The organism is Paractinoplanes deccanensis, assembly GCF_016862115.1.
Classification (GTDB): Bacteria; Actinomycetota; Actinomycetes; order Mycobacteriales; family Micromonosporaceae; genus Actinoplanes; species Actinoplanes deccanensis.
The window spans coordinates 1-26,611 of the sequence record NZ_BOMI01000077.1 but is presented as its reverse complement, the minus strand read 5'-3'; the positions used below and the strand labels follow the sequence as shown (position 1 = coordinate 26,611).

13 protein-coding genes are annotated in these 26,611 nt (G+C 72.0%); 6 read left to right on the top strand and 7 right to left on the bottom strand.

Annotated features, from left to right (window positions below; all coding sequences use genetic code 11):
- The first annotated feature begins 113 nt into the window (after positions 1–113).
- The 3 genes from Ade02nite_RS20085 (at position 114) to Ade02nite_RS20075 (ending at position 9,642) form a co-directional block, all read left to right on the top strand.
- Positions 114–2,822, top strand: coding sequence for a hypothetical protein (locus tag Ade02nite_RS20085; protein WP_203765604.1), 2,709 nt, complete (start codon positions 114–116; stop codon positions 2,820–2,822).
- A 250-nt stretch (positions 2,823–3,072) separates the two neighbouring features.
- Positions 3,073–4,665 (top strand): DHA2 family efflux MFS transporter permease subunit, encoded by a 1,593-nt coding sequence (locus Ade02nite_RS20080; RefSeq protein WP_203765602.1) that lies wholly within the window; start codon positions 3,073–3,075, stop codon positions 4,663–4,665.
- A gap of 186 nt (positions 4,666–4,851) precedes the next feature.
- The gene (locus tag Ade02nite_RS20075; protein WP_239168897.1) at positions 4,852–9,642 is read left to right on the top strand and encodes an ExeM/NucH family extracellular endonuclease; all 4,791 of its coding nucleotides are present in this window, start codon (positions 4,852–4,854) and stop codon (positions 9,640–9,642) included.
- Between the two features lie 47 nt (positions 9,643–9,689).
- Here the strand turns inward: Ade02nite_RS20075 and Ade02nite_RS20070 are convergent, their stop codons facing one another.
- Positions 9,690–12,662, bottom strand: a complete 2,973-nt coding sequence (locus Ade02nite_RS20070) for an ATP-binding protein (protein WP_203765585.1) — start codon at positions 12,660–12,662, stop codon at positions 9,690–9,692.
- Between the two features lie 103 nt (positions 12,663–12,765).
- Here Ade02nite_RS20070 and Ade02nite_RS20065 point away from each other — a divergent pair, with 103 nt between their 5' ends.
- Entirely contained in the window at positions 12,766–13,605 is an 840-nt protein-coding gene (locus tag Ade02nite_RS20065; protein ID WP_203765583.1) for a class I SAM-dependent methyltransferase, read from the top strand.
- Positions 13,606–13,669: 64 nt separating this feature from the next.
- Here the strand turns inward: Ade02nite_RS20065 and Ade02nite_RS20060 are convergent, their stop codons facing one another.
- Complete coding sequence (locus Ade02nite_RS20060) at positions 13,670–15,667, bottom strand: YncE family protein (protein ID WP_203765576.1); 1,998 nt, start codon at positions 15,665–15,667, stop codon at positions 13,670–13,672.
- A 135-nt stretch (positions 15,668–15,802) separates the two neighbouring features.
- Between Ade02nite_RS20060 and Ade02nite_RS20055 the strand changes: the two genes are divergently transcribed.
- Positions 15,803–18,748, top strand: a complete 2,946-nt coding sequence (locus Ade02nite_RS20055) for a S8 family serine peptidase (RefSeq protein ID WP_203765574.1) — start codon at positions 15,803–15,805, stop codon at positions 18,746–18,748.
- A gap of 43 nt (positions 18,749–18,791) precedes the next feature.
- On the opposite strand, the gene Ade02nite_RS20050 is transcribed toward Ade02nite_RS20055, so the two are convergent.
- The 5 genes from Ade02nite_RS20050 to Ade02nite_RS20030 all read right to left on the bottom strand — a co-directional run bounded on the left by Ade02nite_RS20050 (position 18,792) and on the right by Ade02nite_RS20030 (position 25,260).
- Positions 18,792–20,378, bottom strand: coding sequence for a protein kinase domain-containing protein (locus Ade02nite_RS20050; RefSeq protein ID WP_203765572.1), 1,587 nt, complete (start codon positions 20,376–20,378; stop codon positions 18,792–18,794).
- A 138-nt stretch (positions 20,379–20,516) separates the two neighbouring features.
- Positions 20,517–21,251, bottom strand: coding sequence for a class I SAM-dependent methyltransferase (locus Ade02nite_RS20045; RefSeq protein WP_203765564.1), 735 nt, complete (start codon positions 21,249–21,251; stop codon positions 20,517–20,519).
- A 72-nt stretch (positions 21,252–21,323) separates the two neighbouring features.
- Positions 21,324–22,514, bottom strand: coding sequence for an aminotransferase class V-fold PLP-dependent enzyme (locus Ade02nite_RS20040; RefSeq protein WP_203765562.1), 1,191 nt, complete (start codon positions 22,512–22,514; stop codon positions 21,324–21,326).
- Entirely contained in the window at positions 22,514–23,821 is a 1,308-nt protein-coding gene (locus tag Ade02nite_RS20035; RefSeq protein ID WP_203765560.1) for a pyridoxal-phosphate dependent enzyme, read from the bottom strand. The genes Ade02nite_RS20040 and Ade02nite_RS20035 overlap by 1 nt, the downstream gene beginning before the upstream one ends.
- Positions 23,818–25,260: a Y4yA family PLP-dependent enzyme gene (locus Ade02nite_RS20030; RefSeq protein WP_239168896.1), complete on the bottom strand. Its 1,443-nt coding sequence runs from the start codon at positions 25,258–25,260 to the stop codon at positions 23,818–23,820. Before Ade02nite_RS20030 ends, Ade02nite_RS20035 begins: the two co-directional genes overlap by 4 nt.
- Before the next feature lie 189 nt (positions 25,261–25,449).
- Between Ade02nite_RS20030 and Ade02nite_RS50310 the strand changes: the two genes are divergently transcribed.
- Positions 25,450–26,611: YibE/F family protein (locus Ade02nite_RS50310; protein ID WP_275409930.1), on the top strand; the 1,162-nt coding region annotated here is incomplete at its 3' end.

Here is a 26,611-nt window from a genome sequence, read left to right as displayed (position 1 = left end):
CTATGATCTTGGCCTCTGCGGCGCCTCGGCCGTCGACTCTCGGGGGAGTGTCCATAGTGGGCCTGAGTCCCTTTCTGTCTCCTTTCGGCCGAAGACTGCTGGCCACGACGACCATGACCGCCCTCGTCAGCGGGACCGCCGTCGGCCTCGGCGCCGGGCCGGTCGCGGCGGCCGCGGGCGCGCCGACCGGTCTGCGCACCGCGGGCCAGGCCTGCGCCGCCGAGGCGCCCGGCCCCTATCTGAGCCCGGTGCGGCTCAACGACGCCCAGGCCGTGGTGCTGACCGGAGCGGTCGCCGAGGCCGCCGAGGGTGCCCAGGCCGACTTCCAGGTCTGGGACGTCACCAAGCCGGACGAGCGTCAGCAGTGGCTCGACGGCGCGCACGTCGGCGACCAGGGCGCCTACATCCAGCTCGAGAACGAGTCGAAGCAGCTCGACGGCGTCACGTACGCCTGGCGGGTGCGGCTGCTGGAGGGCTCGGAAGCGTCGCCGTGGAGCGACACCTGCTACTTCACCGTCGACCGGACGGGCGGGTCCGCGCCGACGGCCGGCTCCGCGGTCTACCTGGACGGTGACGACTACCGCCGCGGCGGCATCGGCGTGCCGGGGACCTTCGTGGTGACGCCCACCACCGAAGACGTGGTGAGCTATCGCTACCGGTTCTACGCGAACGAGGCCTCGCAGGACGCCGTCTGGGAGGACGTGAAGGCCGACCGGCTCGGCGGCCCGGTGACGCTGACCTGGGCGCCGAAGACAGCGGGCGGCCACGACCTCACCGTTTACGCGATCGACCGCGCGGGGAACGCGTCCGAGCCGTTCAGCGAGTCGTTCGACGTCCGGGACACCCGGCCGGTCGTCTTCTCGGCCGACTACCCCGAGTACGACGCCAACCTGAGCTTCAACGTCGGCGTGGCCGGCGAGTTCCAGTTCCAGTCGCTGCTCGAGGACACCGAGTCGTTCGAGTGGTCGATCGACAACGGCGGGCCGTCCGGCATCACGGCGGCGGACGACGCCGGCAAGGCCACCGTGATGATCGCACCGACCCGGGCGGGGCAGCAGACCCTGAGCGTGCGCAGCGTGACCAGGGAGGGCGCGAAATATCCGCCGCGGTCCTACGCGTTCCTGGTCGACGACGGCCCGGAGATCACCGCCGCGACCGGCGGCCGGGTGGTGGGATCGCCGCTGCGGATCCAGGTCGCTCCCCGGGTGCCGAACGTCGAGTCCTACGTCTTCTGGGCGGAGGACTCGTCGATCGTGCCGCGTCCCGTGCAGAAGACCACCGTGTCCGCCCGCGCCGACGGCACTGCCGAGCTCGAGTGGATTCCCCAGGCCGCGGACGCCAACGTCAACGGGTTGCGCATCCAGAGCCGCACCGCCGACGGCACCCTCTCGGTGCCGCGGTGGCACTACCTGTCGTGGGTCGACAACGCCATGCCGGCGGTCACCCGCTCCGGTGGCACCATGCCCGGCGAGGTGGCCACGTTCACCGCCCGGACGACGATGCCCGGCGTCGTCGACTACGTGGTGTCGATGAACGGCGACAAGGGCACGGAGCAGATCGTCAAGCCCGCGGCCGACGGCAGCGCCACGTTCCGCTTCACCCCGGTCAAGCGCGGCTACCACTACGTGCAGGTCGTCGCCCGCAACCAGTACGCGCAGTCCGCGGCCGGCGGACCGGGCTGGACGGTCATCGACCAGCCGCGCATCGCGTCGGCCGACTTCCCGGTGAGCGGCACGGGCAACGGCCGGCTCGCCCCGGGCACGTTCACCTTCGCGCCGCGACTCCCCGGCACGGTCCGCTACGAGTACAAGATCGACCAGGCGGCGCAGTGGGCTCCGCTGGCCGCGCGCGCCGACGGCACGGCTGTCACCCCGGCCTGGACGCCCACCCTGACGGGACGGCACTCGGTGATCGTCCGCGGCTACGACGCCACCGGCTACGTGTCGACCACCGCCTCGTACGTCTTCTCGGTCGAGCCCGCCACCGTCACGGTGACCGCCGTGGCGCCGGCCTCGGTGGCGGCCGGTGCGGTGCGCACCCTGACCGTCACCGGCTCCCAGCTGCGGGTGAAGGACGTCGTCGAGGTGACCCCGGCCGGCGGCAAGCCGATCATCGCGACCGTGCGGAGCGTCTCGGCGGACGGCAAGACGTCCACCGTGGACGTCAACCTTGCCGGGGCGGCGCTCGGCAAGGCGACCCTGACGGTCCGGCCCTACGGCGCCGGGCAGCAGCCGGTGGTGCGCGCCGCCGCGTTCACGATCGCCGCACCGCCCGCGATGCGCGCGACGAAGGCCCCCACCGTCACGGGCACCGTGGCGGTCGGGAGCACCGTGCGGCTCACGACCGGCAGCTGGACGCCCGCGCCGACGGGCTGGGCGTACCAGTGGATGGCGAACGGCGCCGCGATCAAGGGGGCGACCGGCTCGGCGTACGTGATCCCGGCGGCGTTGCTCGGCAAGCGCCTGACCGTGGCCGTGACGGCGGGACGTCCCGGTTACACGTCGGCTCGTGCCGTCTCGGCGGCCACCGTGCCGGTCGCCAAGGGGCGGGCGCCCGCGCCGACCGTACGGCTCCCGAAGATCACCGGAACGGCGAAGGTGGGCCGGACGCTCACCGCGGACCCGGGCGCCTGGAACATCAAGCCGGACTCGTACCGCTACGAGTGGCGGGTCAACGGCAAGCTCTACCAGAACGGGTCGGTCCGGACATTCAAGCTGACCGCCGGCATGCGCTACAAGAAGGTCACCGTCACGGTGGTCGCTCGCAAGGCGGGCTACAACGACGGCCGGTCGACCACCAAGCCGGTCACCGTGCGGCCCTGACGTTTCTGTCGGCTTGCTGACGGGGCTCGCGCCACGGCGCGGGACCCGTCAGTGACGTTCGACACGCTCTCAGGTTGATCAATGCGCTGAGCTGGGAAGTTGTGCCTGGTCCTCAGCCACCCGGGCAGGTGACTGGCGGAAAGCTGCGAAGCTGAAAACCTGATGCGAGCGATCAGTGCGTAATGCAACTATCGCCGTCTGCCCGGCGCTCGCGGCCCTTTGACCTGCGGTGCGTCAAAGCCAGGAATCCATGGACCCAAGCACCCTGGAGCCTTCCGTGACAGATCAAGTCGCCGCGCCACCCAATAAGCTAGACGGCACCGTTCTCAAGATCGCTGGCGTCGTCGTCCTCGGCGCGATCATGTCGATCCTCGACATCACGGTCGTCAGCGTCGCGCTGCCCACCTTCCAGACCGAGTTCGACGCGACGTACGCCCAGGTCGCCTGGACCATGACCGGCTACACGCTGGCGCTGGCCACGGTGATCCCGCTCAGCGGGTGGGCCGCCGACCGATTCGGCACCAAGCGGCTCTACATGCTGGCGCTGCTGCTCTTCACGCTCGGATCGGCGCTCTGCGCCACCGCCGGGTCGATCGAGCAACTGGTCGCCTACCGAGTCCTCCAGGGCCTCGGCGGCGGCATGCTGATGCCGCTCGGCATGACGATCATGACGCGGGCGGCGGGACCCGAGCGGATCGGCCGGCTCATGGCCGTGCTGGGTGTCCCGATGCTGCTCGGCCCGATCGGCGGCCCGATCCTCGGCGGCTGGCTGATCGACGTGGCGAGCTGGCACTGGGTCTTCCTGATCAACATCCCGATCGGCGCGATCGCTCTGGTCTACGCGTGGATCGTGCTGCCCAAGGACGAGCCGCACCCGTCGGAGTCGTTCGACTTCATCGGCATGCTCATGCTCTCGCCCGGCCTCGCCCTGTTCCTGTACGGCGTCTCGTCGCTGCCCGAGACCGGCACCATCACCGCCACCAAGGTGTGGGCGACCATGCTGGCCGGTGCGCTGCTGGTGATCGGCTTCGTGCTCTACTCGTTCAAGCCGCGCCACCCGCTGCTCGACCTGCGCCTGTTCCGCAACCGCAGCCTGGCGATCGCGACCATCTCGCTGTTCGTCTTCGTCATCGCGTTCATGGGCGCCGGCCTGCTCTTCCCGAGCTACTTCCTGCAGATCCGCGGCGAGTCCACGCTCAACGCCGGCCTGCTGATGGCGCCGCAGGGCATCGGCGCGATGCTGACCATGCCGATCGCCGGCATGATGGCCGACAAGATCCCGGTGGGCCGCACGGTGCCGTTCGCCATGGCGCTGATCGCCGCCGGCTTCTTCACCTTCACCCAGGTCGACACCGACACGTCGTACGTGCTGCTCTGCGGCTCGCTGTTCGTGATGGGCCTCGGCATGGGCGGCACCATGATGCCGATCATGACGTCGGCGCTGCGGACGCTGTCGCACGCCGAGGTGGCCCGCGGCTCCACACTGGTCAACATCCTCCAGCAGATCGGCGGCTCGATCGGTACGGCGATCATGTCGGTGATCCTGACCAGCCAGCTCAACGGCTCCCCCGACATCCCGGGCGTGACCAACCCCAACAGCGGTGAGCCGATCACCGAGGCGGGCGCGGCCATCGCCGTCCAGCAGGGCATCCAGATCCCGCTGCCGCCCGAGATCCTCCAGCGCGGCCTCCAGTACGCGGCCGACTCGTTCGCCACCACCTTCTGGGTCGGCTTCCTGCTGACGGTGGCGACGCTCATCCCGATCGCCTTCCTGCCGAAGCGGCGCGCCGCCAAGGACGTCAGCGGCGAGGGAGCGGTCGAGCCGCCCGTTCTGATCCATTAAGCATCGTTAAGAAGACAGCGGCCCCGTTTCGCCGAAAGGCGCGACGGGGCCAGTCTTCACCTGCGAAAACCCCTATTCGTTACCGGAAAGAGAATCGATCGTCATTCGAGATCCATAATCTCCGGCGGATCAACGTCCATCGGAGGAAAATCTTCAATGCGTCGATATACACGCAGACCCGGGCTGATGGTGCGCTCGGCCGGGGCGGCGGCGCTCGCCGTCGCCCTCGGGCTCACCCTCGCCGGCCCGGCCGTCGCGGCCGACGAGTCACCGTTCATCAGTGAGATCCACTACGACAACGCCGGCACCGACAGCGGTGAGGCGATCGAGGTGCAGGCCCCGGCCGGCTTCGACCTGAGCGGCTGGCAGATCGTCCTCTACAACGGCTCGAACAACGCCGTCTACAACACCACCACGCTGAGCGGGGCCGTCCCGGCCGCCGGTGTGGTCGTGCAGAGCTACCCCGTCGACGGCCTCCAGAACGGTGCCCCCGACGGCGTCGCTCTGGTGAAGCCGGACGGCACGGTCGTGGAGTTCCTCTCGTACGAGGGCACGATGACCGCGGCCGGCGGACCGGCCTCCGGCCGGACCAGCGTGGATCTCGGCGTCGCCGAGACCTCGACCACCCCGGCCGGCGAGTCGCTGCAAAAGGTCGACGGCACATGGCAGGCGCCCGCCGCCCACTCGTTCGGCAAGGTCAACTCGGGCACGACGCCGGAGGAGCCGGAGGAGCCGCAGCCGGGTTGCACCACCACGCCGACCGCCACGATCGCCGAGGTGCAGGGCACCGGCACGGCGACGGGCATGGCCGGCAGCAAGGTCACCGTCGAGGGTGTCGTGACCGCCGACCACCGCGCGGGCGGCTACAACGGCGTCTACCTCCAGACGGCCGGCAGCGGCGGCGACCGCGCGGTCCGGGCGGGCACCGCCTCGGACGCGATCTTCGCCTACTTCACCACCAGCACCGCGATCCACCCGTCCGTCGCCGTGGGCGACCTGGTGCGGGTCACCGGCACGGTCAGCGAGTTCAACGGCCTCACCGAGATCACCACCTCGGCCAAGGCCGACGTGCAGGTCTGCGCGAGCAACGCGCCGCTGCCCTCCCCGGTCGCGCTGAGCCTCCCGCTGGACGACGCCGCCCGCGAGTCGGTCGAGGGCATGCTGGTCGCCCCGGTCGGCACCTTCACGGTCTCGGACGTCTACAACACCAACCGCTACGGCGAGGTCGTGCTGGCCGCCGGCGACAAGGCGGCCCGCGTGCCGACCGACGTGGCCCGGCCCGGCACCGACGCCGCTGCCCAGGTGAAGGCCGCCAACAAGGCCGCCCGGATCCTGCTCGACGACGGCCGCACCACCAACCTGTCGAGCGCCGGCCTCGCGCCGCCGTACCTCGCCAAGGACGACCCGGTCCGGGTGGGCGACACCGTCGAGAAGTTCGGCCCGTCGGTCCTGAACTACAGCCTCAACGAGTGGCGCCTCCAGCCGGCCACCCCGATCGACGCGGCCACCCCCGCCGCGGAGCGCACCACGTTCAAGGACACCAACCCGCGCGCCAGCGCGCCCGCGAACGTCGGCGGCGACATCAAGGTCGCCAGCTTCAACGTGCTCAACTACTTCGTCCACTTCGGTGGTGAGGCGCGCGGCGCGGACGACGCGGCGGCGCTCGCCAAGCAGCAGGCGAAGATCGTCTCGGCGATCACGGCGCTCGACGCCGACGTGGTCGCGCTCATGGAGATCGAAAACTCGGTCCGCTTCGAGGCGAACGATCCGCAGCTGGCGCTGAAGACCCTGGTCGGCGCGCTCAACGAGGCCGACGGCGCGGGCACGTGGGACTACGTGCGCTCGCCCGCCGAGCTGCCGAGCGCCGCGGAGCAGGACTACATCACCACGGCGATCATCTTCAAGCCGGCCAAGGTCGCGACCAAGGGCGCCTCGCGCTCGCTGAGCGACGAGACGGTGTGGGCGAACGCCCGCGAGCCGATCGCGCAGACCTTCACCGCCGGCCGGACCACCTTCACCGTGGTCGCCAACCACCTCAAGTCGAAGAGCGCGTCGGTCACCCCGACCGGCGACAACGTCGACACCGGTGACGGGCAGGGCGCCTACAACGGCGACCGGGTGCGGCAGGCCAAGGCGCTGGCCACCTTCGTGGACGGGCTGAAGACCTCCAGCGGCAGCGACGAGGTGCTGCTGCTCGGCGACTTCAACGCGTACACCCAGGAGGACCCGATGCAGGTCCTCTACGACGCGGGCTACAGCGACCTGCACACCACCCACGCGCCCGACAAGTCGTCGTACGTCTTCGGCGGCGAGTCCGGCTCGCTCGACCACGCGCTCGCCACGGGCTCGCTGGCCGAGCGGGTCACCGGCGTGGACATCTGGAACATCAACTCGGTCGAGTCCTTCGCGTACGAGTACGACGGCTACGCGCCGTTCTACGCACCGGACCCGTACCGGGCGAGCGACCACGACCCGGTCGTGATCGGCCTGAAGACGACCAGCGGCCCGGTCGACCTCCAGCTGCTGAGCATCAACGACTTCCACGGCCGGCTCGAGCAGCCCACCGCCGGCACCGGCGGCGCCGCCCAGCTCGTCGGTATGGTCAACCAGCTGCGCGCGCAGAACCCGAACACCGCGTGGGTGTCGGCCGGCGACAACATCGGCGCGTCCACCTTCATCTCGGCGATCGACGACGACAACCCGACCATCGACGCGCTGAACAGCGGTGGCCTGGCCGTCTCGGCCGTCGGCAACCACGAGTTCGACAAGGGCCTCGCCGACCTCCAGGGCCGCGTCGAGGACCGGGCGAACTTCCCCTACCTGGCCGCGAACGTCTACAAGAACGGCCAGCGGGTCCTGCCCGGCTACAGCGTGCAGACGGTAGGCGGCGTCAAGGTCGGCTACATCGGCGTCGTCACCGAGCAGACCAAGTCGCTGGTCAGCCCGGACGGCATCGTCGGCGTCGAGTTCCGCGACCCGGTGGCCGAGGCCAACACCCTGGCCACCCAGCTCTCCGACGGCAACGAGGCGAACGGCGAGGCCGACGTGCTCGTGCTGCTCGCCCACGAGGGCGCGGCCACCGCGAACATCGGCTCGGCCGAGGCGCTCCAGAACGACCCGGTCTTCGGGAAGTTCACCAAGGTCGACGCGAACATCGACGTGATCTTCAGCGGTCACACCCACGAGCCGTACGCCTTCGAGGTCCCGGTGCCCGGCACCGACCGGACCCGCCCGGTCATCCAGGCCGAGGACTACGGCCTGCGGCTCGGCAAGGCGGTGCTGACCTACGACCCGGCCACGAAGTCGGTGACCGAGTCGACCGCGGAGCTGCTCAACGTCACCGGCTACCCGGCCGACCCGGCGGTCGCGACCATCGTGGAGAAGGCCAAGGGGACCGCGGCCGAGCTCGGCGGGAAGACGGCTGGCAAGATCACGGCGCCCATCAGGCGCGCCTACACCAGCACGGGTGCCGAGGACCGCGGCTCCGAGTCGGTGCTGGGCAACTTCATCGCCGACGTCCAGCTCGACCAGACCAGCGCGCCCGGCCGCGGCGGCGCGCAGATCGCCTTCATGAACGCGGGCGGTCTGCGCAAGGACCTCGAGTACGGCACGGACGGCACGGTCACCTACGCGGACGCGTTCGCGGTGCAGCCGTTCGCGAACGACGTGGTGACCCAGACGCTCACCGGCGCCAAGATCAAGCAGGTGCTGGAGGAGCAGTGGCAGCCGTCCACGGCGTCCCGTCCGCTGCTGCACCTGGGCGTGTCGAAGGGGCTCACCTACTCGTACGACGCGAGCCAGCCCCAGGGCAAGCGGATCATCGCCTCGACGCTGAAGCTGAACGGCGTCACGATCGACCCGCTCGCCGAGTACCGGGTCACCACCAACTCGTTCCTCGCGTCGGGCGGCGACAACTTCGCCACCCTCGCCACCGGCGACGACAAGGTGACCACCGGCGACAACGACCTCACCATGCTGGTCAACTACCTCGCCAAGTACTCGCCGATCACCGCCGACCCGCAGCCGCGCTCCACCGCGGGCGTGCTCGACGGCACCGCGCCCACGGGCAAGTTCGCGCTCAACGGGGCGGCCGTCGCCCTCTGGGCCGGCCAGTCGGCGACGCTGACCCAGGTCGAGCTGAGCGACGACGTCAGCGCCGTCGCGAAGATCCAGCGGGTGGTGAACTGGGGCGACGGCAGCGCGCCCCAGACCCTGGCCGTCGGCGCGACGACCGCGACGCACGCGTACGCCAAGCCCGGCACGTACACGGTGTCGGTGACGCTCACCGACGAGGCGGGCAACAGCGCCGCGGCCGCGTTCATGGGCGCGCCGACGGTCCTGGTCTCCGCCCAGCCGACCGGCCACAACGTGCTCGCGCCGACGTCGATCTGGGCCGGCCAGAAGGCCGTGCTCAACGTCGGCAAGGTGGACGGCGCGAGCAAGCTCGTCGTCGCGTGGGGCGACGGTGCCACGACCGAGGTCGCCGCCAAGGGCGCCCCGGTGACGCACACGTACGGCACGGGCGGCAGCTTCAAGGTGACGGTCACGCCGTGGAACGCGGCGGGCGCCGGCACCCCGGCCACGGCCGGCACGGTGAAGGTCACCGCTGACAAGATCGCCCCGGCGGTCTCGCTGATGGTGCCGTTCCGCGCCGACACCGCGTCGTCGTGGCGCACGGTCCATGGCCTCGTGGCCGACCAGGGCCTGGGTGTCGCGAAGGTGCAGGCGACGCTGATCCAGGAGCGCTCGGGCAAGTGGCACTACTTCGACGGCGCCAAGTGGGTCAAGGCGGCGTCGCAGGCGGACGCAGCGGCCAAGGCCAAGGTGCTCGCCGACACCAAGCCGGTCCTGGGCATCGCCTGGAAGATCGGCGTCACGGGCGTCGCCAAGGGCACCCTGAAGGTCACCTACTGGGCGACCGACAAGGCCGGTAACTCCTCGGCCAAGAAGTCCTACTCGGTGAAGATCACCAAGTAGCTCCGGTCCGGCCGCCCGCGTCGTTGGTCTCGACGCGGGCGGCCTGGCTAGTGCGGGTCGTACCGGCACAGGTGGCCGGTGCGTACCGTCCGGTCGAGGTGCCGACCGAGCGCCGGAAGCACCTCCTCGATCCGTTTGATCGCGTCGCGGATCCGGGCCGTCACCGCCTTGCGGGCCCGCTCGGCGTTGTCCGGCCCGAGCGGCCGCGCACCACCGCCCGGCCGCGTCGCCCGGCGCAGCTCCGCGAGCAGTCGCTCCCGCTCCGCCTCGTCCACCGGATCGGCCAGTCTTCTCCGGTACGCCCGGACGGCGGCGCGGTCGAGCACCGGCTCCTCCGCGATCCGGTCGCGGACCATGACACGCCCCGCGGCGGCGAGCTCGACCGCGGGCACCTCGACGCCGGGCCGGTCGAGCAGGACCGCGAGATCGTGCAGGCCCTTGGCGTCGCGCAGCACGGCGCTGCGGCCCTGATAGCGCAGCTCCCACAGGTCACCCCGGCGGTGCAGGGCCGCTTCGGGTGGCAGCGCGGCCATCGCCCGTCCGCTCTCCTCGGCCCAGAGTCGCGCGCCGAGTCGCACATGGACCGCCCGCGCGGACGACAGCGACCGTCTCGCCGCCTCGACGTCACCGAGCCGGGCCTGGAGCAGCCCGATGCGGTGATCGTGCGCCCCCATGAAACAGACCAGGGCCCCGTTCACCGCACACGACCCGGCGAGCGGCAGCAGATCGCCCAGGAGCAGCTCGCAGAGGGGCCGGTCGTCCAGCGCGATCGCGGCGACGGCCAGCTCGCCGGCGAAGACCGACCAGAGGTACGACCGGTCGGCCCGCCAGTCCGGCAGCGCGAGGACGGTGTCGGCCTCCCGCCGCGCGCCCTCGAGGTCGCCCGCCCGGGCCAGGAACCCGGCCGCCACGGCATGGGCGTGCGCGGGCGCGCCGATCCACCAGCGCACCGCCTCCTCCGCGGTCCGGCGCAGCTCCCGCGGGTCGCCGCGGGCCCGCACGAGCTCCAGCCGCTGCGACATCCGGACGTTGCCGGTGTCGCTGTCGCCGACCCCCTCGCCGAGCGCGGCCGCCTCGTCGACCAGCCGCTCACCGTCGTCGAGATCACCGTCGAGCAGGGCCAGCGCGGCCCGGCGGATCCGGAGGTAGTAATCGTGCCGCGGCTGGCGCAGCTGCTCGGTCACGTAGGCGTATTCGGCGAAGGCGGCCCGGAAGGCGGCCGAACCGTTCTCGAGGTGTGCGCTGGCCGAGAGCAGGAGGGCCTGGGCGAGGCGTTCGGGATTACCGGCCCGCCGCGCGGCCAGGGCGATCTCGGCGGCGATGCCGGCCCGCTCGGCGCCTGTGCCCGGGGTCCAAAGCGAGTCGTGGCGGGCCAGCAGGCAGCCGGCCAGCGTGGCCGGGTCGTCCAGGCGGCGGGCGATCAGCACGGCCTTCTCGGCGTACGGGCCCGCGCGCGGGCGGTCGGCCGGCACCGAATGCTGGAGCTGGCGGGCGAGGGCCGCGGTGACTTGCGCCTCCGTCGGCGTGCCGCGCCCGTCCAGCGCCGCCCGCGCGGCCTCCAGCGCGCCGATGAGGTCGGTGCGCGGCATGGCGAAGCGGGCGCCGATCGCGTCCAGGCCCAGCGCCACCCGGCCGAGAAGGTCACCGTCACCCTCCGCGACGGCCACCGGCCAGCCCTCGGTGAGCAGCGCTCGTGCCGTCGCCGTCTCGCCTGCCCGCAGCCGCAGATCGGCCTCGCGGGTGAGCAACCGCACCCGTTCGGCGGCGGAGAGCCGGCATCCGGCGCCGTCCACCGCCGACCTGACCCGGCGCAGGTGTGCGGCCGCCTCGGCGAACGCATAGCGGCCGCCGTCCTCGTCGGCGGCCGCGTGTGCCCAGGTCACCGCCGTCTCGGCGCCGGTGCGGCCGACGGCGGCGGCGAAGTGCCGGGCCAGCTCGGCGGCGAAGACCGGCCCGCCCCGCTCACGGCGGCGCAGCAGCGCCCGCCCGGCTCGCGCGTGCAGCTCGGCCCGCCGGCCGGCGTCCAGCGCCGCGTAGATCGTCTCGCGGTACAGGTCGTGGGCGAAGCGGACCGGACGGCCGTCGGTCAGCACCCCGGCCGCGGCGGCACGGGCGGTTCGCTCGGCGATCAGCTCCCGCGCCGGGCCTTCCGGCAGAGGGACGGCGAGCATGTCGGCGAGCACGTCCTGGCGCAGCTCGGTGCCCGCCACCGCGGCCGCGTCCAACAGCTGAGCGCACTCCGCCGGCAGCCGGGCCAGGCGATGACCGATCGCCTGCCGCACCGCCGCCGGAACATCGCCGGGGCCACCGCCCGCCTCCAGCAGCCGGCACAGCTCGCGCGCGAAGAACGGATGGCCGGCGCTGCGCTCGTGCACCAGCGCCGCCCAGCGCTCGGCCGCGCCGGCGCCGGAGACGCCGCGCACCAGGTCGGCGACCTCGCCGGGCGACAGCCCGGCCAGTCCGATCGACTCCGCCGTGGTCGCCAGGTCGGCCAGCTCGCCGGCGACGGCGGGCGGCAGCTCGTCCGGCCGGAAGGCACCGATCAGCAGCAACGAACTGCCGCGCGCCTGGCGAGCCAGAAACCGCAGAAGGCGCACCGACGACGCGTCGGCCCACTGCAAGTCGTCCAGGACGACGACGACCGGTCCGGAGCGGGCGGCACGGTCGAGCAACGCGCTGACCGCGTCGAAGACCGCCACGCGGGCGTCGTCCTCGGGGGCCTGCGGCGCGACCGGACGGCCGAGGACGGCGGCGAGCCGGGGATCGTCCGCGGCGGGCAGGGCACGCAGGGCCTGCGTCCACGGCCACCAGGCCGGAGCGCGCTCGTCGTCCCAGCACGTGCCCCAGAGGACCGGGCCGGCCTCGGCCGCGAACCGGCTCAGCAGCGCGGTCTTGCCGATCCCGGCCTCGCCGGTGACCAGCGCCAGCTCCGCCCGGCGCGGCCGTGGCCCGGTGCTGCAGGCGTGATGGGCGGCCAGCAGCCGGTGCAGCGGCTCGCCGCGACCCACGAACGGCGTCACCAGCGCATTCTTTCCGGCGGGGGAAGATGCCAGACCGGTTCTGGCGGACATCCGACCGGATCTGGCGCGTAGAGGGGTGAGAACTCACCGAAGGAGGCACGACATGTTCGACCCCACCCGCTACAAGAGCACCACCCGGGCGCAGTGGGAGGAGGCCGCTGAGGCCTGGCACCGATGGGGACCGGCCATCGAGGACTGGCTCGGCGCCGCCACCGACCGGATGCTGGACGCCGCCGCGATCAGCACCGGCTGCCGGGTCCTGGACGTGGCGGCCGGAACGGGCGGGCAGAGCGCCGCGGCCGCGCGGCGGACCGGGCCCACCGGGTACGTCCTGGCCACCGACATCTCACCGGCCATCCTGAAGTATGTCGCCGACTCGGGGCTCGGCATGGTCGAGGCGCGCGAGATGGACGGCGAGCACCTGGACGTCGAGGCCGGAACCTTCGACGCCGTCATCTCCCGAGTCGGCCTGATCTACTTTCCGGACCAGCGAGCCGCGCTGGCCGGTGTGCGGGCGGCGTTGCGGCCGGGCGGGCGCTTCGCGGCGGTGGTCTACTCCACCGCGGAGCGCAACGGCTTCTTCGCCGTTCCGGTCGGGATCATCCGGCGCCGTGCCCAGCTTCCGCCCCCGCTGCCCGGCCAGCCGGGCCCGTTCAGCCTCGGCGAGCCGGGTGTCGCCGAGCGGCTTCTCACCGACGCGGGCTTCGAGGACGTGCGAGCGGAGACCGTGCCGGCGCCGTTGCGGATGTCCAGTGCCGCCGAGTGCGTTCGCTTCGAGCGGGAGTCGTTCGGCGCGCTGCATCAGATGCTCGCCGGGCTGACGGCGGAGGAACAGGACGCCGCCTGGGCCGAGATCGCCGAGGAGCTCCGCCGCTTCGAGGGACCGGACGGGTTCACCGGACCGTGCGAGATGGTGGTGGTGAGCGGCGCGAAGCCCGCGTAACGACCACCGGGTGGTGTCCGGCCGCTCGCGTCACCTGTGCCGACGCGAGCGGCCGGTATCCGTCCTACTTGGTGAAGGTGAAGTAGTAGTACGGGGTGTAGGTGGTGTAGTTGGCGGTGTCGCCCGAGGTGCCGTAGACGTAGGCGGTGCGTGCCCTGTACCTCGCGCCGGCCGGATGGGTGCCGGTCAGGGTGAAGGCCGACTTGCCGGCGCTGTTGAGGGGCAGGTTGAGCACGCGCCACGGCTTCCACTTGCCACCGGAGTAGACGTCGAGCTCGAGGCGCTGCTTGCGGCCCGGGTACGGGGTCATGGTGGTGAGGAAGTACGGGTGCACGGTGGTGCGGTAGAAGCGGTACGGCACTGACCCGATCTTGGCTGCCTTGTACTGCCTGGACGGCTGGAGCGTGACGGCCGGCCGCGTGTAGAGCACCGAGCGCGCGGACGCCGGAGCGGTCTTCGTGTCGCCGAGGAACTTGGCCTCGATCACGGTGTTGCGGGTGAGCTTCAGCGACGCGGTGAGGTTGCCCTTGGCGTCCACGAGGTAGTTGCGCAGCAGCCGGGCGGGCTCCGCACCGTACGGGTCGGCCCAGATCTGCACCATGCGGTTGGTGCGGGTGGTGCCGAGGTGAGCGGTGACGGTGACGGTCGAACCGTAGCCGTTGACCGAGTTGTGGTGGCTGACGGTGAGGGCCGGGGTGGTCCGCTGGATCAGGACCGTCGCCGCGGCGAACGCCGGGCCGACCGTGTCGGTGCCGCCATAGCTGGCCGTGTAGCGGGCGGGGACGGCGTCGGGGGACGCGTCGGTGAGGGTGAAGTTCCCGTTCTCGTCGGCGGTGGTGACGTCCACCTGCTTCTTGAGCGCCTGCGTGTTCGGGTAGTCGCGGGTGAGCCGCACGGTCCCGCCGGGACGGCTGAGCTTGCCGGTGATCCGCACGGCGTCGCCCGGCGCGACGGTGGCCGGAGCGTTGATCGTCATGGTGCTGCGGACCGGCTGCGACCCGTGGATCGGCCAGAACGTCCAGTCCTCGTTGGAGGCGCTGAAGGCGAAGAGCCGGTCACCGCCCGGCTCCCACACGACCTGCCAGACCTCGTCGGAGGCCGGGCCGGTGAACTGCTCGGCCGGGGCCGCGGAACCGGCCGGCCAGACGGTGACGTCCGCCGTGCCGTCGAAGTTGCCGTTGCTGACGGCGACGCGTCCGTCGGTGTTGATGTCCACCGACACCGGCTCGCAGAGGCCGTTGTCGTACGCGACGGTCCTGCTTCCGAGGTCCGACAGCGGCGACTTCCAGATCGTGCAGCCGCTGCCGAAGCCGATCAGCGAAGAGCCGTCCGGAGTGAGCGCGGCATTGCGCAGCGAGCCGTCCCCGAACTGGCCCTTGGTCTTCACGACCGCCGTGCCGCTCGACACGTCGAAGACGGCGAGCCTGCCGCTGCCCGGAGCGAAGCGCCAGGCGTCCGCGACGACCACGGTGCCCGGAGCACCGGGCGCGGTCAACAGCAGAGGAATCTGGGCGGCGAGGCCGACGTCGTAGAGCTTCTGCTCGCCCGTGGCCACGTCGAGGGAGCCGAGACCCTTGTCGTAGGCGAACCAGATCTTTCCGCCGATCTCCGTCACGTCGCGCGGCCACACCTGTTCTCCGACGTCGTAGGCGCGCTTGACCCGCAGCGTCGCCGCGTCGAAGGCCATGATCTCGTGCTCGCTGCCGACCGTGACGTAGACGGTCGAGTTGTCGGGCGACAGCCCGACCCCCTGGGCCTCGGCGCCGGCCACGACGGATCTCTGCACCCCGCCGAAGTACGACAGGGAGAGCAGCTCGCCGCTGCCCATGTCGGTGATCAGAACCTGCTGGTGCGTGGGGTCGACGGCGACGTCGGCGACGCCGTTGACCGGAAGGAAAGCGCCGCCGGTGAGTGCGGCGGGTGCCGCTGCCGCAGCGGGTCCGGCACCGGCGGTAACGGTGATCGCCGTGGCGCCGGCGACTGCCAACGCGGTGAAGGCTGATCGGAGCTTGTGCATCTGGGTGACCCCCGTGGTCGATGGTGCGGCCAGCCTACGGGTCATGATCGACAAGCCTCATCGCCCGAACGGGCATCGATGACGGGTAATCGTAATGATCTTGGTACGCCAGGTTAACCGGTTCAGTGTTCAGTGTGGCCACATCCATGTACGTGACTTTCCGAAAAGGGAAGGGGTCTCGTGGCCACGAGCCTTCGAGCGCTGTCGGCGCTCACTCTTTCTCTCACCCTGACCGTGACCGGTCTGGGTGGGCCGGCGCAGGCCCGGCCGGGCACACCACCGCCCGACCTGGGACTCCTGCGCGAAGGACGGACACCGGCGGCGCTCACCGGCGGGGCGGCCCTGCGCCCGCGGTCCGCGACAGCGGCGCTGACCGACGGGCAGTACGTCGTGCGGCTGCGTGAGGCGCCCGTCACCTCGTACGGCGGAGGGGTCGACGGTCTTGCGGCGACCAGGCCGGCGGCCGGGCAGGAGCTCGAACCGCACTCCGCGGCGGCCGAGAAGTATCGCAAGCACCTCGGCGCCGCCCAGCAGGACGTGCTCGCCGACGTGGGCGCCCGGGCTCGGCTGACGTACACGACAGCCTTCAACGGCTTCACGGCGAACCTCACCGCGGCCCAGGCCACGTCGCTCGCCAAGGACCCACGGGTGGCGGCGGTGAGCAAGGCGCAGGTCGTGAAGGCCGACGCCGCGACGCCCGGCACCGGATCCGCCGCCACCCCGGCCGGCTCGGGCGGGAAGGGCAAGCCCGCTCCCGGCAAGGGCTCCGGGATCGTCGTCGGGGTGATCGACACGGGGATCTGGCCGGAGAGCGCGTCCTTCGCGGCCACGATGCCGGCGCCGAAGGGATGGCACGGCACCTGCCAGACCGGTGACGGCTTCCCGGCGTCCGCGTGCAACGGCAAGATCCTGGGAGCGCGGTACTTCGCTGATGGCTGGCTCGCGATGGCGGGCTCGCTGCCGGACGGCGAGGTGCTCTCCGCGCGCGACATGCAGGGCCACGGCACCCACACCGCGTCCACCGCGGCCGGGCTGCCCGTCGAGCACGCGATGGTGCTCGGGCGCGACCTCGGCAAGATCTCCGGGGTGGCGCCGGACGCGCAGATCGCCGTCTACAAGGCACTGTGGGGCGGCTCCGGCAGCGACGCCGACATCATCGCCGCGATCGACGCCGCGGTGGCCGACGGTGTCGACGTCATCAACTACTCCATCGGCAACGCGATGGGCGACTACCAGGCGAACAGCCCGATCGGCAACGCGTTCCTCAACGCCTACCTCGCCGGGGTCTTCGTCGCGGCCTCGGCAGGCAACGACGGCATGTCCGGCATGATCAGCAACGCCGAGCCGTGGGTGACCACCGTCGGCGCGGCGGTCGAGCGCGCCAACGAGGCGACCGTACGCCTCGGCGACGGCACGAAGATCGTCGGCACCTCGATGGACGTGCTGCCCGCGCGCGGCCGGACCCCGATCGTCTTCGCCGACCGGGCCGGCTCGGTCGAGGCGGGCGCCCAGTTCTGCTTCGGCGGCAGCCTCGATCGCGCCAAGGTCGCCGGCAAGATCGTGGCCTGCGACTTCGACAACTCCACCGAGGCCGTCGAGGAGGTCCGGGCCAAGGGCGGCGTCGGCGTCGTGCTCTTCCAGACGGCCGGAAACGCGCGCCTCAACATCATCTACGACTTCCCCACCGTCTACCTGTGGAGCGCCGAGCAGGCCGGGCAGATCTTCAACTACCTGTGGGCGCACCGCGACGACGGCACCGCGGCGCTGGTGACCGGCGGCGACGGGTCCAGCCTCGCGGGCGTGCCGAGCGTGGCCGGCCTCTCCTCGTACGGGCCGGACCAGGTGCACACCGGGCTCCAGAAGCCGGATCTCGTGGCGGACGGCGTCGACGTGGTCGCCGCGGTGTCACCGATGGCCGGCGGGCGGCTCTTCGACGCGTACTCGGGCACCTCGATGGCGGCGCCGCACGTGGCCGGCATGGCCGCCCTGCTGCGCGCACGTCACCCGGGCTGGTCGCCGGGCGCTGTCGCCTCGGCCCTGCGGACGACGGCGGCCGACACCAAGGGCACCAGCAGCCCGCTGCGGCAGGGCTCGGGCCTGCCGGCGGTCGCCCGGGCCGGCGATCCCGGCCTGGTGGTCGAGCCCTCCGCGGCGTCGCTGACCGCCTTTGCCACGGCCGCCGCGCCGGACGGCAAGGAGCTCAACCTGCCGTCGATCGCGCTGCGGGAGTACGACGGCCTGCACCCCGTGGTCGTGACGCGGCGCCTCACCAACGTCGGCACGCGCACCGAGACCTACCGAGCGCGGGTCGAGGGGCTGTCCGGCATGGACGTCGACATCAGCCCCAAGACGTTCACGGTACGGCCGGGCGCGACGGCGACCGTGACGATCAAGCTCGCCCGCGGCAGCGCGACGTGGGACCGCTACACGACCGGGTCGCTGGTCTTCGCCAGCGCCGCCCACCGCGTGCGGTTCACCGTCGCGGTCCGCCCGTGGGGCTTCACCCCGCGGCCGTACGACGACACGGGCCTTGAGTTCGGCCGGGTCGGCGGCTTCGGGCAGGGCTACCTCGAGCCGGGCTTCACCGGCCCGCTCGCCGGCCGTACCACCGGATACACCCCGGTGACCTGGACGGACAAGCAGCTCAGCACCACCGTCAGCGGCGGCTCCTTCGCGCCGGGCGGCGTCGGCACCCAGGGCACGAAGATCGTGGTGCCGCGTGGGACGGCGGGCCTCATCGTCCAGACCGCCTCGGACGACCCCAACAAGAACCTCGACCTGTACCTCTACAAGGACGGCAAGCTGGTCGAGCGGAGCTGGGCGTTCTGGCACAGCAACGAGCGGGTCGTACGGTTCTTCCCGCCGCCGGGTGTCTACACGGCGTACGTGCACGCCCAGTCGACCGACACGGCCGACATCTCGTACCGGCTCGGGGTGACCGTGGTGCCCGCCAACGGCGACAAGCGCAACGCCACCCTCAGCACTCCGCCGGAAGTGACGCGGGGCGGCTCGGGCCAGGTCACGCTGACGCCGGTCGGCCCGCAGCCGGACGTGGAGCAGTGGGCCTACACCGAGTTCCGCACCGGCCGCACGGTCGTGCCGGGGCTGCTGATCAGCTCGCGGTGACGCACCGGGGAGCGGGGCCTCACCGGGTCTCGCTCCCCGGCCGTCAGGCGAGGGTCACGACGTCGATGTCCGAGGCGAGCGGGCCGAGGAAGACCAGGTACGGCGCTCCCGAGCCGGTCGTGCTCAGAGCGGTCGTCACGGTCGCGTACGTCTGGAAGTTGCCGGTGCCCGTCAGGGTGACCCGGGCCAGCCGCGGGCCGGTGGCCGACCCGGCGTGGATCTCGATGTCGGTGGAGCCGTCGCCCGCGGCGTACCGCAGGCTGACCTTGCGCACGCCGGCCAGGGAACGGTTGGCGTAGCCGACCCAGTCGCCGTTGTCGGTCTTGCCGACCACGCGGCCGCCGCTCGCCTCGGTGGGAAACGAGTCCTCGGTGCCGTGGTTGTCGGTGTAGGACTCGGCCTCGAAGGTCACGGAGACGGCAGTGGGCTTCGGTGCCGCGCTCGTGGCCGTCTTGACCGCCGACGGGGTAGCGGTGGGCGCCGCGGCTTGGGGCGATCGAGACGGCTGCGGGGTGGTCTGCCGGCTGGAGGTGGGCTTGGCGGAGGCCGGGAGCGAGGCCGCGACCGAGCGGGGAGCCGACAGGGACGGCGCGGGGGCCGGTGTCCCGGGCGTGGCGCGGGGCGCATCCGAGCTGGGCGCCGGCAGCACGACCGCCGCCGGCGGAGCTTGATCGGAGCGCGTCGCGGCGATCGCCGCGGCGGCGATCGCCACGGCCATCACCGGCAGCGCCACGAGGACGCCGATCCGCCGTCGGCGCGGGCGAGCCGTGGGCGCCCGCGTGTCGACCGGTTCCGACAGGACGTATCGCAGGAGCTCGGCCGCCTCGTCGGCGTCGGCGCGGGCGGCCGGGTCCTTCTCCAGCAACGCCTCCAGCACCGGCTCCAGGATCCCCGCCCGCTCCGGAACCGCCGGCGGCTCCACCATCAGGGCGGCCAGCGTCGTCATGGGCGACACGCGCTGATACGGCGGCTTCCCCTCGACCGCGGCGAACAGCGTCGCGCCCAGCGACCAGAGGTCGGACTTCGCCGACGCGGGCTCGTCGTGCGCCCGTTCCGGCGCCAGGTAGGAGGGCGACCCGAGCATCACCCCGGTCCGGGTCATCGCGGCGTCGCCGGCCGCCGTCGCGAGGCCGAAGTCGGTCAGCACGACGCGGCCGTTCCCGCCGACCAGGATGTTGGCCGGCTTCACGTCGCGGTGCAGGATCCCGGCCCGGTGTGCGGCCTGGAGCGCGCTCAGCACGTCGAGGCCGATCCGGGCCGCGCGCGCCGGCTCCAGCGGCCCGTCCTCGTGGACCACGTCGAAGAGCGACCGCGCCCGGATCAGCTCCATCACGATCCAGGGGGTGCCCTCGTGCTCCACGACGTCGAAGATGCGCACCACGCCGGGGTGGCTGATCTGGGCGATGGCGCGCGCCTCCCGGATCGCACGCTCGCGCAGGTCGCCGAGCTCGTCGGTGGTCAGCCCGTCGGGCGCGATCTCCTTGAGCGCGACGTCGCGGCCGAGCAGTTCGTCGCGCGCCTCCCAGACCCGTCCCATGCCGCCCTGCCCGAGCGGGCGGCGGAGCCGGTACCGGCCGGCCAGGATGCTGATCGGCGGCCGGGTGGAGGCGGGATCGCTGCTGCGGCTCATGGCTTCTTTCTCGGATCGCCCCGCGGACAGCACGATCACCCCGCGGACCGGCGGGGCTTCGCGGACCGTCACCCTGACAACGGATCGACGGCCGTCCGGTTCAAGCCCCGGCCCAGGGTGACGAGCGCGGCTCCGCGGTCAGGCGCGGGCGGCGAGGGCCGCGTGGCGGCCGTCGCGCCAGATGAGCCCGGCCTCGGCGAAGCCGGCCTCGCGGGTCGCGGCGACGTGCCACGCGACCGAGCCCGCGAAGTTGGCGGGCGCGCGGTCGCGGAAGACCTCGGCGCGCGCCTCCATCAGGCCGCCGAACTCGTGGGCCTCGGCCAGATCGCTCCACCACTGCACCCAGGCCAGCTCGGCCGCCGCCTCGCCGGGCGCCGGGTCCATCGCGCCCATCACCGACGGCAGGCCGTCGTCCGGCATCAGGTCGGCGACGACGAGCAGGCCGCCGGGCGCGAGCGCGTCGCGGCACTCGCGGTAGAGCCGCCGGATGCCGGACGGCGGCAGGTAGTGCACGGTCATCACCGAGGTGATCAGGTCGTGCCCGCGGCCCGCGCAGTGCGCCCACGAGCCCGAGCCCAGGTCGGCGTCGATCACCGCCACGGTGTCGGGCACGCCGGCGCGGGCCAGGGTGAGCAGCACGGGGTCGAGGTCGACCATCGCGACACGGCAGGACGGCCAGCGGGCCGCCATGCGCTCGGCGAGGACGCCGGGGCCGCCGCCCAGGTCGAGGCAGCGGGCCGGGGCGCCGCCGTGGACGGCCTCGACCGTGGTGGCGATCGCGGACTCGAGGCCGGCCATGCCGGGCACGAAGCCGGTCATCACCTCGTCCCACGTGCTGCGCCAGCGATCGGAGTCGAGCGCGGTCGACGGCATGGGCCCATCCTCGCAAGCTGTACGGAAACGACAACCATTTCTAACAGACCGGGTGTCGTTTCCGCTCGCGCATCACCGATCGAGTGCCGCCAGCGCGTCGAGAAGGCGGTCCACCTCCTCGACCGTGCTGTACGCGTGCAGGCTCACCCGTACCGAGGACGCCTTCTCGCCCTGGTCACCCTGGCAGTGGCCGTCAGCGCGGACCAGCAACCCGTCGCTCTCGAGGATGAAGCCGAGATCGTTCGAGGAGATCTCGCGGTGCCGGAACGTCACGATGCCCTGCCGGCGCTGCACCGCCGAGCCCGCCGAGAGGCTGCTCTGACAGCCGAGGACCGCGTAGCTGTCGAGCCGGTCGAGCCCGTCGGTGAGGCGCGCGCCGAGCGCCCGGCTCCAGCGGGAGATCCGGTCGAGGCCGGTCCGATCCAGCCAGTCCATGGCGGCGCTCAGGCTCACGATGCCGCTGGTGTTCGGCGAGCCGTGCCAGCCGCCCGGCTCGAACGCGGGCCCGCGCCGGTTGGCCGCCCAGATCGCGCCGACCCCGGGCAGGGCCATGGCCTTGTGCCCCGAGAAGACCACGAAGTCGACGTCGAGCGCGGCCACCGACAGCGGCAGGTGACCGAAGCCCTGCGCGGCGTCCAGGCAGATGGGCACCTCGGGCCCGGCCGCGGCACGCAGCCGGTGCACGTTCATGTCGTTGCCGTAGACGTGGTGCACGTGGGTGGCCGCGATCAGCCGGGTGCGCGGGCCGATCATCGCGCGGAGCCGGTCCGTGTCGTAGTCGTGCGCTTCGTCGTACGGCATGGCCCGGACCCGGACCCGGGCCCGTCGTGCCGCCTCGACCCAGGGCTCGATGTTGGCGCTGTGGTCGGCGAACGGCACGATGATCTCGTCGCCGTCGCGCAGCTGCGGCGCGAGCCAGTCCAGGGCCACCGCGCGCAGCCCGTCGGTCGTACCGCCGACGAAGTGCACCCCCGAGCGGGCCGACGCGTCGCCCAGAAAGGACCGCAGCTGATCGCGGGTCCGGTCGATCAGCGCCGTCGTCCGGTTGGCCCACGGGTAGGTACCACGGGCCGCGTTCGCGTTGCCCGTGGTCAGATAGTCCATCACCGCGTCGAGGACGGCCTGCGGCTTCTGCGACGTGGCCGCGCTGTCCAGATAGGCGACGCCGGGATGGGCCACGATCTGGGGAAACTGGGCCCGCACCCCGGCCTGCCAGGGCAACAGCTCGCGGATGGTGTCCGTATGCTCGCCGACGCCGATCATCAGGCACGCACCAGCTCGGCGCCGGCGTCGCGCCACGCGATGATGCCACCGGCCAGCGACCGCACCGACGGGTGTCCCATCCGGTGCAGCAGCGCGGCGTAGCGGGCCGACTTCTCGCCGACCGGGCAGACGAGCAGGACCTGCTGCGTACGGCTGAACGGCAGTCCACCGTGGAGCAGCTCGTCGAAGATCTCGTCGACGATGTTGATCGAGCCGGCGATGTGCTTGGCCTGATAGGCGTACGGGCTGCGCAGGTCGACCACGAGGCCCGGCCAGTCGCGGGCCTCCTCGACACCGATCGTCGGCGCGTCCCTGACCTCGGCGTCGGAGAGCGCTCGGTGATCGTTGTTGCGCGCGGGCCGGCCGAACAGCTCGGGCCGCCTCTCCCGCAGGTAGCTGAGGTAGCTCTCCATCCGGTCGCAGACGATGAAGACCGCGGTGCGGCGCTCGGTGAGCGACGCGTCCAGCTCGCGCAGATGGCGCACGGCTCCCTGATAGGCGCCGCCGCCGGTCGGTCCCGCCGGGGTGCCGCAGCGGCGGATCAGCGTGAGCATGCCGTCGATCGCCTCGTCCGTGCCGATCGTCTCGACGGTGTCGTAGACGCCCGGGTCGAACAGGCCCACCTCGTGCACCTCGTCGATCGTCCGGATGCCGGGTATGAAGTCGCTCTTGCGCGCGACCAGGCCGATCACCCGGACGTCCGGGTCGTGCTGGCGCAGCGCCCGCGCCACGCCGGTGGACGACCCGGCCGTGCCGACGCAGGCGATGAAGTAGTCGGGCGCGCGGCCGTCCAGGTCCTTGACGATCTCGGGGCCGGTGCCGCTGAGGTGCGCCTCGACGTTGTTCTCGTTGAAGTACTGGTCGGTGTGCACATATCCGCTGCCGTTCGCGGCGAGCGCCTGGTGCATGCGGGTGAGCGGGTCCTCCGTGTCGGTCGGGTCGAGGCACTCGGCCTGGCCGGGCAGCTCCTCGATCTCGGCGCCGAGCAGCAGCAGGAGGTCCTTGACCTCGGGCACCTTCATGCGGTTGGTGACGCTCTTGAACGGCAGGCCGTGCATGCCGGCGAGCATCGCGAGGGCCTTGGCCGTGTTGCCGCTGGAGAGCTCGACCACGGTGTCGCCCCGCTCGGTGGCGCCGGGCAAAAGCGGGCGCAGCATCGCCAGCGCGGCCCGGTCCTTCAGGGAGCCGAACGGGTTGAGCAGCTCCATCTTGGCGTACAGGTCGATGTTGCGCAGACCGTGGACGGCCGGATCGATGCGCACCAGCGGGGTGTTGCCGATCGCCTCGGTCATGTCGTCGAATCTCATGATTCCTCCGCGCGCGGGTGGACGGGCCAGTACTGCTCGTCGAGGCACCAGCGCCAGACCCCGCCGTCGCGGTAGACCGCCACCTTGCGGCCGATCGGCTGAAGCAGTGCCTGGGTGGCGCTGAAGTCCATGAAGTAGCCGGCGGTGTTCACGAAGGCCAGCAGGTCGCCGGGCTCGGGCCGGCGCGGCAGGAACACCTTGCGGCGGGTGATCAGGTCGGCTTCCAGGCAGAGGTTGCCCAGCAGATACACCCCGGCCGGATCGTCCGATCTGCTCTCACGTGAGATCAACACTGGGTCCATGAGGACGCCGTGCTCCTCCAGGCTCACGTCACGGGCGTTGCAATCGAGCCGTACGAGCTCGCCGCGCACCTCGAGCACCCGGGTCAGCACCAGGCCGCACTGGTCGAGCAGCGCCCGGCCCGGCTCGATGTCCAGGTCGTACATGGTGTCGAGCAGCAGCGACCCGAGCGGCCGGCGCAGGCCGGGCGCGTCGGCGCCGAGGAGCTGATCGAGATATCCGGCGCCGGAGACGGGCCGGTGCGCGGGATAGAGGCCGAGCACCCCGCGCAGCGTGCCGGCGTCGTTGCGCAGGCCGTAGCCGTGCCCGTTCCAGGTCATCGGCTCACGCTTGCCGAGCACGGCTTGGGCCAGCTCGGACGTGTACCGCTCCCACTCGGCGCCGTCGGCCAGGTAGTTGACGCCGAACCCGCCGCCGATGTCGACCGAGCGCACCGGCAGCCCGCGCGCCTGGCATTCCTCGAGCGCGGCCAGGCAGCCCTCCAGCGCGACCGCCTTCTCGGGCCATCCGATCGTGTCGAGGTGGTACGCGACGCCGACCAGCTCGAGCTCCTCCCGGTGCTTCTCGAGCAGGTCGAGCACCTCCGCGAGAGCCCGCGAAGGCACACCGAAGCGGCTGCGCCGGCTGATCACCTGGACGCCCTGTGACGCGAAGCCGGAGAGCCGCACCATCACCCGCACGCGGGGAAGGCCGTGCGCCGCGACCAGGTCGGCCAGGTCGGTGAGCTCGCCGGGCGAGTCGGCGTTGACGATCACGCCGGTGCGGGCGGCGAGCCAGAGGAACTCCCTGTTCTTGGGGCCGGTGGCCATGATCCGATCGGGGGTGAACCCGGCGCCGAGCGCGTGCTGCAATTCGGCGAGCGAGGCGACGTCGGCGCCGGCCTCGGTGGCGGCGAGCCGGCGCAGCAGCGCGGCCGACCTGTTGGCCTTGTGCGCGAAGTAGATGCGCCCGCGCAGCCGATGGCGGCGATATGACTCGCGAAAAGCCTCGACATTTGCTTCGAGCAGATCGGGAAGAACGATGTTGAGCGGCGATCCGAGGCCGTTTATCAGCTGTGTGAGCAGGGCCGGATCGTCGAGAACCGAACGGAGTGCTGGTGCTGTCCGAGGGGTCAGATGGAGGGGTTTCAGATCGGGCACAATGGCGACCTCCCGCCTGGCGGTTTTCCCAACCTAACCCATGATCGGAAGTCTTTCCACACCCGCAGTGATGAGTCAATCACTCATTCTCGCTTGCGCATGAATAAAATTGATTTGTCAATCCCTCTGTCGTTGATTGCGCAGCGCGTATCAGCAATTGTGCATGTTTTCGGCGGCTAATCTTGCGCGGTGACCGGCCGACACGCGCACTCGCACTCGCCTCTTCCCGCCGCCTCGCGGCGCACCCGGCGGATCGTCGCCGCCGTCCTGATCCCCGCGGCGGTGATCACGCTGGTCGCGATGATCGTGCTGTGGCCGGCCCGCACCAAGGTCGCCTCCGGGCAGAACGACCGCGTCGAGGGCACGGTCACGGCGATCAACGGCCAGGCGGCGGCGGTGCGCCTCGACGACGGCACCGAGGTCACAGTGGACGTCCCGAGCGGCCCTGGAGCCGTCACCGTGCGCGCCGGCGACGAGGTGATCCTGCTGCACACGCCCGGCGCGGTGCCCGGCGGCTCCGACTACGCGATCGTCGACCACCAGCGCGGCCGCCCGATGACCTGGCTGCTGGCCCTCACCGTCGCGGCGATCCTGGCCTTCGGCCGATGGCGCGGGCTCACCTCGCTCGCCGGCCTGGCCATCAGCTTCGCCGTCCTGCTGCTCTTCATCATCCCGGCGATCCTCGACGGCGCACCGCCGCTGCTCGCCGCGGTGGTCGGCTCCTCCGCGATCATGTTCGCCGCCCTGTACCTGACCCACGGCGTCAACGTGCACACCTCGGTCGCCGTCGCGGGCACGCTGGCCAGCCTGATCCTGACCGGCCTGCTGGGTGCCGGCTTCACCGCGGCCATGCACCTCACCGGCGTCGCCACCGACGACGACGCGTTCCTCTCGGCCACCCTGGGCGGCATCGACATGCGCGGCCTCTTGCTCGCCGGCATCGTGATCGGTGCCCTCGGCGTCCTCGACGACGTCACCGTCACCCAGGCCGTCACGGTCGCCGAGATGTCCGCCCGCGCTGCCGCGCCCGCCGGCGCTCCCGCGCCCGCCCGTGGCCCCGCGCCCACCGGCGCTCCCACGTCCGCCCGTGGCCCCGCGCCCGCCGAAGCTCCCGCGCCCGCCCGCGGCCCCGAGCCCGCCCGTGGCCCCGCGCCCGCCCCGCCGCACGCCGGCGAGACAGAACGTTCGTTCTCCCCTGCGCTCCCGCACCCGCACCCGCAGCCGCCTCCGCAACTGCCACCGCACCCAAACTTGAGCGAGACAGAACGTTCGTTCTCTCCCATCCCTCCGCCTCCACCGCCGCCTCCGCTCACGCACCCGCATCCGCATCCGCATCCGCATCCGCACCCAA